The sequence below is a fragment of the Mycobacterium sp. TH-M103 genome (assembly GCF_057473785.1).
In genome coordinates, this window is record NZ_JBYCLG010000213.1 from 1 (window position 1) to 8,167 (window position 8,167).

The window sequence follows — 8,167 nt, forward strand, 5'->3', positions numbered from 1 at the left end:
ACCGTCGGGGAGATCTCCGACGCCCTGGAGAAGGTGTACGGGCGGCACCAGGCGGAGATCCGTACCATCGCCGGGGTCTACCGTGACGAAGCCGGAAAGGCCACCAACATCGCCACCGCAACCGAGTTGGTCGAGAAGTTCGCCGAGGCCGACGGCCGCCGGCCCCGGATCCTGGTGGCCAAGATGGGGCAGGACGGCCACGACCGCGGCCAGAAGGTGATCGCGACGGCGTTCGCCGACATCGGCTTCGACGTCGACGTCGGCTCGCTGTTCTCCACCCCCGAGGAGGTGGCCCGTCAGGCCGCCGACAACGACGTGCACGTCATCGGGGTGTCCTCGCTGGCCGCGGGCCACCTGACGCTGGTGCCGGCGCTGCGCGACGCGCTGGTGCAGGTGGGCCGGCCCGACATCATGATCGTGGTCGGCGGGGTCATCCCGCCCGGCGACTTCGACGAGCTCTATGCCGCCGGGACCGCCGCGATCTTCCCGCCCGGCACGGTGATCGCCGACGCCGCGATCGGCCTGCTGCACAAGCTGGCCGAGCGGCTGGGCTACGACCTGGGCCAGTGACCCGTCTTCCACCCGCGAGCGTGAAGCCAGTGCGAAAAATCGCGCCGTATCTCGCAGTGACTTCACGCTCGGCGAGCCGATGAGTCCGCAAGCGGTCGAGGAGCTGGCCGCCGCGGTCCGCGGTGGTGACCGGGCAGCGCTGCCGCGGGCCATCACGTTGCTGGAGTCGACTCGGCCCGACCATCACGAGCAGGCCCAGCAGCTGCTGCTGGAGCTGATGCCCGACGCGGGCGGCGCCCACCGGGTGGGCATCACCGGCGTGCCGGGGGCGGGCAAGTCCACCACCATCGAGGCCCTCGGTATGTACCTGATCGAGCGCGGCCACCGGGTGGGGGTGCTGGCCGTGGACCCGTCGTCGACGCGCACCGGCGGGTCGATCCTGGGCGACAAGACCCGGATGGCGCGGCTGGCGGTGCACGATGACGCCTACGTGCGGCCGTCCCCGACGTCGGGCACGTTGGGCGGTGTGGCAAAGGCGACGCGGGAGACGATCGTGCTGCTGGAGGCGGCCGGGTTCGACGTGATCCTGATCGAGACCGTCGGGGTCGGGCAGTCGGAGGTGGCGGTCGCCAACATGGTGGACACCTTCGTGCTGCTGACCCTGGCGCGCAGCGGCGACTCGCTGCAGGGCATCAAGAAGGGTGCCCTGGAGCTGGCCGACATCGTGGTCGTCAACAAGGCCGACGGGGAGCACCTGGCCGAGGCGCGGTCGGCCGCGCGGGAGCTCTCCGCGGCGATCCGGTTGATCCATGCAGGTGAAATTCTTTGGCGGCCGCCGGTTCTCACGATGAGCGCAACCGAGGGCACCGGCCTGGCCGAGCTGTGGGACACGATCGAGCGGCATCGCCGGGTGCTCACCGAGGCCGGCGAGTTCGAGGCGCGCCGGCGTGCCCAGCAGGTCGACTGGACCTGGCAGATGGTGCGCGACACGGTGCTGGACCGGGTGCTGTCCAACCCGGCGGTGCGCAAGATCCGCGCCGACGTCGAGCGCAGGGTCAAGGCGGGGGAGCTGACGCCGGCGCTGGCCGCCCAGCAGATTCTGGCAGCGATGGCGCAGTAACTGGGATCAGACTGATCTGCGTTGCGAGGGGAAGGGCGGTTATGGAAGACGACAACGAGATGCGCGAGCCGAAACATGCGGACGTCGTCCTTTCTGGTGGGGGTGTCAAGTTCATCGGCCTGGTCGGTGCCATCGTCGCCCTCATGGATGCCGGCTATTCGTTCAAGAGGGTGTCCGGCGTCTCTGGCGGCTCGGTCGTCGCGGCGGTTCTTGCGGCCGCATCCAAGGGTGAACAGCTGACGAGCCAGGAGATCAAGGAACTGGCGCTGTCGGTGCCGCTGAGCAAATGGCGCGACGCACCGCCTGTCCCTTTCATCGGAGCGGCTTGGGGCCTGCTGCGGGAGACGAGCATGTATCGCGGCGACTTCGCCCATGAGTGGGTACGCAGCGAGCTGAAGAACCTGGGTGTCGAGACTTTCGGTGACCTCTACCTCGATGAAGATGACCTGCCGGACTTGCGCCGTAGCAGGCTGGTGGTCACCGTCGCGGACGTGACGGCAGCCCAACTGGTGCGGCTGCCATGGGATTACCGGCGGCTCTACGGGCTCGACGCCGATGAACAATCCGTTGCCGACGCGGTGCGCGCTTCGATGGCGATTCCGTTCTTCTACCGACCGGTCACCCTGGTCAGCGCCACCGGGCGGCCATCCACCCTGGTCGACGGCGGTGTGCTGTCGAATTTTCCGATCGACACCTTCGACCGTCTCGATGGCAAGGCGCCCCGCCGGCCCACGTTCGGGATCACGGTGGTACCCAGAATCGCCGAGGGAATCGGTGAAGTGATGCCCGCTCTGAGGCCACTCCGCTTCTTCGAGCAGACTTCGCTATTGGAGAGCCTGCTCACCACCATGCTGGTCGGTCATGACCAGACCCAGCTGAACCAGCCGTGGGTCCGTTCCCGCGCCATCCTGGTCGAATCGACCGACGTCGGCGTGCTCGACTTCAGCGCGTCCCGCCAGCGTCTGGAACAGCTTTTCGACAAGGGTTATGAGGCGGCGCAGGACTTCCTGTCCACGTGGGATTGGTCTACCTATCGCGAGCGCTTCCGGTGGCCCAACACGGCGCCGTCCCAGTGAAGTGGTGCGATCACGGCCGTCGCTCGGCGGGGGAATCCGCAGTTCGGGGGCGCTTGGCCGACTCCGGCGCACGTGCGCTCGCACTGCGCTGCCCGCCCGGCGGATCATCTCGGGCGACGCGACTAACGGATAGGTAAATAATCTATATTTCGCTCCGCACCGGTGTGAAATCCACGTAAATTCAAATGTGTGACGGTGGAAACACGAGTCGATCGCCGCGGGGTCTCCCACCCCGATGACCCCGACGCAGGTCATCGCGTGTCCGGCGCGGCGGACTCACATTTCAATTGCGTCGTTCGCAGTTTCGCCAGCATGTTCCCGGCGCGCCGGCTCGGCGGCGGCGCCCTGGCGGTATACCTCGACGGCCAGCCGGTGGTGGACGTATGGACGGGCTGGTCCGACCGGGGCGGGCACACGCCGTGGTCGGCGGACAGCGCCCCGATGGTGTTCTCGGCGACCAAGGGCATGGCGGCCACGGTCATCCACCGCCTCGCCGACCGGGGGCTGATCGACTACGAGGCGCCGGTGGCCGAGTACTGGCCGGCGTTCGGGGCCAACGGCAAGGCGTACCTGACGGTGCGCGACGTGATGCGGCACGCCGCCGGCCTGTCGGGTCTGCGCGGCGCCACCCAGGAAGACCTGCTCGACCACATCGCGATGGAGGAGCGGCTGGCCGCGGCGCCGCCGGGGCGCCTGCTGGGCAAGTCGGCCTATCACGCGCTGACGTTCGGCTGGCTGATGTCGGGGCTGGGCCGGGCGGTGACCGGGAAGGGCATGCGTGCGCTGATCCGCGAGGAGCTCGCCGCGCCGCTGGGCACCGACGGGCTGCACCTGGGCCGGCCGCCGGCCGGAGCGCCGACGCGGGTGGCCGAGATCGTCATGCCGCAGAACATGGTCGGCAATCCGGTGGCGAACTTCGTGCTGCGCAAGGTCGCCAACGAGATGTCCGGCGCATACCGCTCGATGTATTTCCCGGGCATCATCGATGTCGTCAAGGGCGACAACGCGATGCTGGACGCCGAGATGCCCGCGGCCAACGGGGTGGCGACGGCCCGCGGTCTGGCGCGCATGTACGGTGCGATCGCCAACGGCGGCGAGATCGACGGTATCCGGTTCTTGTCCCCGGAGCTCGTCGCCGCCCTGACCGGGCGTAAGAGCCTGTGGCCGGACCGAAACCTCTACGTGCCGTTGGCTTTCCACCTCGGCTACCACAGCCTGCCGATCGGCAACATCATGCCGGGCTTCGGTCACGTCGGGTTGGGCGGTTCGGTCGGCTGGACCAATCCCGCCGACGGGATCGCGTTCGCTCTGGTGCACAACCGGCTGCTGACACCGTTGGTGATGACCGATCACGCCGCGTTCGTCGGGATCTACGCGCTCATGCGCCAGGCCGCCGCCAAGGCCCGCAAGCACGGCTTCGCGCCGGTGCCCGAGTTCGGCGCCCCCTACTCCCAGCCGGGGGCCGCCGTCGGCTGATCCGCGAGCAGCCGCGTGAGGCCGGTACTGGCAGCCCACCTGGGGGTGGGTAGTCTCGTTCCGATGTCCGACGATCTGGTAGCCGCCGCAGTGCGCCAAGCCCTTTCGACGCACGGTGCAATGAGTGAGGACGATCTGCTGGACGTGCTCGAAGCCGACGGCGTCGACCTGGGAATCGACGCCGAGGAAGTGCTCGACGGTGTTCTCCACGAACACACCGAGTTGGTGATGCCGTTGCTCGACGAGAGGTGGGTCTGGCTCCCGAGTTTGCTCGAAGGCAGGATTTTCACCCATCGCCTCAGTGAAACCGAGGCCAGTCACGACATCCTCACCTGGCGGCCCGACTTGACGCCGGTGTCGATCCTGACGGAGATGGCGACCTTTCAGCGGCTCTTCGACGGTTCGCCGCTGAGCGACGTGTTTCCGATGTTGGACAGCGAGGTCCTGGCCGCCCGCGGCGTGTCCCCGCAAGCAGTCGACCCCGCCGGAGCGTTGCTACTGCCGGCCGGACGCCTCGCCGCGCTCGGTGTGGGTGCCGGTGACCTGGTCGGGGTGCGCGTCGGGGCGGACGGGTTCGAGCTGGTCGGGGTCTCGGAGACGGTTTCGTGCAGCGTCGGTGCGGCGCTGTCGGCGATGCTCGACGAGCGGCCCGGCCGGGCCGAGATGCTCGATGTCGCGACGTGGACGGTATGCGCCGATGACGACGGCCTTTTCCGCGAGCCGGCAGCACCGCTGAGCGAGCTGCTCGCCGCGAGCGGGTTGGCTCACGACGGGGATCTGGTCGCACGGGATGACTGCGACTTCGCCGCGGCGCGGCTGGCCGAACGGCTCGAAGTGGTCAAGGCGCGCTACGAACTTGACGACGACGAGGCGCTGGCCGTGCTGGCGGTCGTCAAGCTGCACGAACAGACCCTCGACGTGGTCGCCGTGGCGCGCGCCCACCTCGATGACGCGGGCGGGCCCGACCTCGCCGAGATCGCCGCGCAAGCCGCCCCGGCAGGTGCGCTCGCCGCGCCCGACGGCATCAGCGTGCGCGCCGCTTTGGGGTTGCTGGCCGAGCCGGCCGTGGCCGCCGCCGCGCTGGCGGAGATCGGCGCGGACGACGAGGCCTCGGCGACGGCCTTGGATGTCTTCGCCGAGTCCGCCGAGCCGCTGGCCCCGCGTGCTGCGCGCCCGGCCTTGCGCTGGATGCAAGCCAAGGCACACGAGACGCTCGGGGATGTCGAAAAGGCCGAGGCGGCGCTGCAGGCCGCCGAGTCGCTGGACCCGTCGTGGCCGTTGACGCTGCGGGACTTGGCGCGCTACGCCGGCGATCGGGGGGACGCCGAGCGGGGGCTCTTGTTGCTGCGTCGCGCGGGGGTAGCCTCCGACGACCATTTGCAGCACGTGCTCGAGAGCTTCCGGCCCGCCCCCCGTGCCGACCTTGGCCGCAATCAGCGGTGTTGGTGCGGTTCGGGGCGTAAATACAAGGTGTGTCACCTCAACCGCGAGCAGTTGCCGCTGGAGGAGCGGGCGGCCTGGCTGTATCAGAAAGCGGCTATCGATCTGTTGGAAGGCCGCTTTGTGGCGCTGCTCCTGGAGGCCGCCTCCGCCCGGTCGCAGCACTGGGACTCGCCCGGTTCGCTCGTCGACGGGCTCCGGGATGCGCTGGTCGCCGACGTGGTGCTGTTCGAGGGAGGGGCGTTTGCCGAGTTCGTCGGTACCCGCGGCTTTCTGTTGCCCGACGACGAGCGGTCGCTGGCCGAGCAGTGGCTGCTCGTGCAGCGGTCGGTGTACGAAGTGCTCGACGTGTCGCGGGGGCAGGGGTTCACGTTGCGCGACGTGCGCACCGGCGACGTGCATGAGGTGCGTGAACGGGCCGGCAGCATGCACGTCCAGGCCGGTGAATTCTATTGCGCCAGAGTTGTTCCCGCGGGGGAGACGATGCAGGTGTTCGGCGGGTTGGAGCCGGTTTCTCTCGGGGAGCGTGACCGGTTGATCGCGCTGCTCGATGAGGAGCCCGATCCGGTCGGCCTCGTCGCGGCGCTGTCGCGGCGATTCGCGCCGCCGGTGCTGCTCAACACCGAGGGGGAGCCGCTGACGATGTGCGATGCGGTGCTGCGCGCCGCCGACCCGGGCGAGCTGGCCCGCGGGCTCGACGGCCTCTACGAACGCGAGGAGGGTCAGTCGGGAGACGCGACGGCGTGGTTCGAGCATGTCGTCACCGACGGCATGCAGCGGATTCGGGCGCACCTGGAGCTCACCGGCGACGAGCTCCGCGTGCACGCCAACAGCGTGGAACGCTTCGATCGGGTTCTGGCCGCTGTGCGCGCGCTCGATTCGCCGGTGAGTGTGCTTAGCGAGACCCGTGAGCCACTCGGCGATCTGCGCGACGTCCAGCGGCTCGCCGGCGACGCTGCAGAGGGTGGGGTGATCGAGGAAGGCGTCGACGCGGCCGCCGATCCGGCACTCGCCGCGGCCCTCGAGGAGATGATCCACACCTATGAGGCGGCCTGGCTCGACGAACCGATCCCTGCCCTGGCTGGTCACACACCCCGGCAGTGCGCCGACGATCCGACCCGGCGCCCGGACCTGATCCGCCTGCTCGACTCGTTCCCCCCGGACACGGGCCGGCCCGGAACCATGAGTCCGGCACGGCTGCGTGCGGCGCTCGGGCTGGATTGATCCGCCGCCGGGCGTGTTGTCCCCGGCCGGGTCGCGTACCCGGTGGCCGCGAGCGCCGACGCGTAAATCGAGCTGTCAGGAAACGAGGGCGATGACGGTTGCGATCGTGTCGGCGAGTAGTGCGCCGCCGACGTTGCCGATCGGTTCGTCGAGGGCCGCACGCGGAAACCACTGAACGAGCTCCGGCAGGACAACCCCTTTGGGTTGCTGCACCGTGACGGTCATAGCCATTGTGCCGCTGGGGATTTCACCTGGAATGAAGGGGCAGGTGATGATCCGTCCGGTAGCGGCTGCGAGGTGGATCGCGTTGGACAGCACGACTACGTAGAGTTCCTGGTCGGTGTCGCGGCGTGGCGTGATGTCGCCGGGGGTGATCACAGGCCAGCGGCCCGGTTCGCCCGATAAACCTTCTCTGCGTAGGCGTCGATATCCAGTGTCGGCACGGTGTAGGTGGTGTAGTCCTCAAGCGAGATTCGGAGATGCTCGTTGCGCAGGGCTCGTTCGATCATCTCTGAACGATTCAGCCCAGCCGCCCGGGCGTCCGCATCGGCCGCCGCGAGTACAGCCTGGTCGATCGTCACCGAAACTTTATCCTTCGCCATACCAAACATCCTACAAAAAGTACGACAACTGTCGTACCAGGCTTTGTCCGTGCCCTGGCTTCGGTCTGGGCCGGCTCGGTGGCCGAGGGATTCGACCTAGTCTCGCCTACCGCAGCTGCGCCCTACGCGCAGCCCGGGGTGGCCGTCGGCTGACGGGCTTGCGCCCCTACGGGGTCAGTAGTGGTATCGGGCCACGAGGATCCTGACTTCGTCGTCGACGGCCCGATAGACCAGCCGATGCTCGTCGTCGATGCGGCGGGACCCGTACCCCGACAGCTCGCCTTTGAGGGCTCGGGCTTGCCGATCCCGTTGAATGGATCGCGTTGGATCTCTGCGATCAGGCGGGTGATCCGCCGGGCGGTCTTGCGGTCCGATGCCAGCCAGAAGAGAAAGTCCTGCCAGGCATCGGGGTCGAAGTGGATGCTTCTCACTCCTCGCCGCCGGCCATCTCCCGCAGCTCGTCGACGGATTTGGCGACGGCGGACTGCCCGGCCTTGTCGCGGGCGACCGCTTCCATGAGCCGCCTGGCGTTTTCCGGCGAGCGCAGCAGGTAGACGGTTTCCTGCCACGAGTCGTAGTCGTCGGCGGACATGAGCACCGCATCTCCGCTCTTGGAGGTGATGCGCACCGGCTGGTGGTCGGTGTTGACTTGCTCGAGCAGGGGGAACAGGCGCCGCCTGGCGTCGCTTGCGCTGATGCTCAACGTAAACCTCCCCGGG

General features: G+C 68.6%; 8 protein-coding genes and 1 pseudogene. 5 read left to right on the top strand and 4 right to left on the bottom strand.

Going from position 1 to position 8,167, the window contains the following annotated elements:
- The 5 genes from AC2VOR_RS12145 to AC2VOR_RS12165 all read left to right on the top strand — a co-directional run.
- Nucleotides 1-570, top strand: a 570-nt coding sequence (locus AC2VOR_RS12145) for a cobalamin-dependent protein (protein WP_486963858.1), incomplete at its 5' end; no start/stop codon positions are given.
- Between the two features lie 79 nt (nucleotides 571-649).
- Nucleotides 650-1,630: a methylmalonyl Co-A mutase-associated GTPase MeaB gene (gene meaB, locus AC2VOR_RS12150; protein ID WP_486963859.1), complete on the top strand. Its 981-nt coding sequence runs from the start codon at nucleotides 650-652 to the stop codon at nucleotides 1,628-1,630.
- Nucleotides 1,631-1,671: 41 nt separating this feature from the next.
- On the top strand, nucleotides 1,672-2,706 hold the full coding sequence (locus AC2VOR_RS12155) for a patatin-like phospholipase family protein (protein WP_369739094.1): 1,035 nt from the start codon (nucleotides 1,672-1,674) through the stop codon (nucleotides 2,704-2,706).
- Nucleotides 2,707-2,895: 189 nt separating this feature from the next.
- Nucleotides 2,896-4,182 carry an esterase/beta-lactamase LipL gene (gene lipL / locus AC2VOR_RS12160; protein WP_486963860.1) on the top strand — a complete coding sequence of 429 codons (1,287 nt, stop codon included), beginning with the start codon at nucleotides 2,896-2,898 and terminating at the stop codon, nucleotides 4,180-4,182.
- 120 nt (nucleotides 4,183-4,302) lie between these two features.
- On the top strand, nucleotides 4,303-6,846 hold the full coding sequence (locus tag AC2VOR_RS12165) for an SEC-C metal-binding domain-containing protein (RefSeq protein WP_486963861.1): 2,544 nt from the start codon (nucleotides 4,303-4,305) through the stop codon (nucleotides 6,844-6,846).
- 75 nt (nucleotides 6,847-6,921) lie between these two features.
- On the opposite strand, the gene AC2VOR_RS12170 is transcribed toward AC2VOR_RS12165, so the two are convergent.
- The 4 genes and pseudogenes from AC2VOR_RS12170 to AC2VOR_RS12185 all read right to left on the bottom strand — a co-directional run bounded on the left by AC2VOR_RS12170 (nucleotide 6,922) and on the right by AC2VOR_RS12185 (nucleotide 8,151).
- The gene (locus tag AC2VOR_RS12170; protein WP_486963862.1) at nucleotides 6,922-7,224 is read right to left on the bottom strand and encodes a toxin; all 303 of its coding nucleotides are present in this window, start codon (nucleotides 7,222-7,224) and stop codon (nucleotides 6,922-6,924) included.
- Nucleotides 7,221-7,448 carry a ribbon-helix-helix protein, CopG family gene (locus AC2VOR_RS12175; protein ID WP_369739090.1) on the bottom strand — a complete coding sequence of 76 codons (228 nt, stop codon included), beginning with the start codon at nucleotides 7,446-7,448 and terminating at the stop codon, nucleotides 7,221-7,223. Before AC2VOR_RS12175 ends, AC2VOR_RS12170 begins: the two co-directional genes overlap by 4 nt.
- Nucleotides 7,449-7,622: 174 nt before the next feature.
- Nucleotides 7,623-7,879: pseudogene (locus tag AC2VOR_RS12180) on the bottom strand (Txe/YoeB family addiction module toxin).
- Nucleotides 7,876-8,151 carry a type II toxin-antitoxin system Phd/YefM family antitoxin gene (locus tag AC2VOR_RS12185; RefSeq protein WP_369739089.1) on the bottom strand — a complete coding sequence of 92 codons (276 nt, stop codon included), beginning with the start codon at nucleotides 8,149-8,151 and terminating at the stop codon, nucleotides 7,876-7,878. Before AC2VOR_RS12185 ends, AC2VOR_RS12180 begins: the two are co-directional and overlap by 4 nt.
- Nucleotides 8,152-8,167: the final 16 nt, after the last annotated feature.

Bases quoted from the DNA above. Each gene is read 5' to 3' on its own strand.
- AC2VOR_RS12155 (WP_369739094.1), top strand. From the start codon at position 1,672: ATGGAAGACGACAACGAGATGCGCGAGCCGAAACATGCGGACGTCGTC.
- meaB (WP_486963859.1), top strand. From the start codon at position 650: ATGAGTCCGCAAGCGGTCGAGGAGCTGGCCGCCGCGGTCCGCGGTGGT.
- AC2VOR_RS12175 (WP_369739090.1), bottom strand. From the start codon at position 7,448: ATGGCGAAGGATAAAGTTTCGGTGACGATCGACCAGGCTGTACTCGCG.
- AC2VOR_RS12165 (WP_486963861.1), top strand. From the start codon at position 4,303: ATGAGTGAGGACGATCTGCTGGACGTGCTCGAAGCCGACGGCGTCGAC.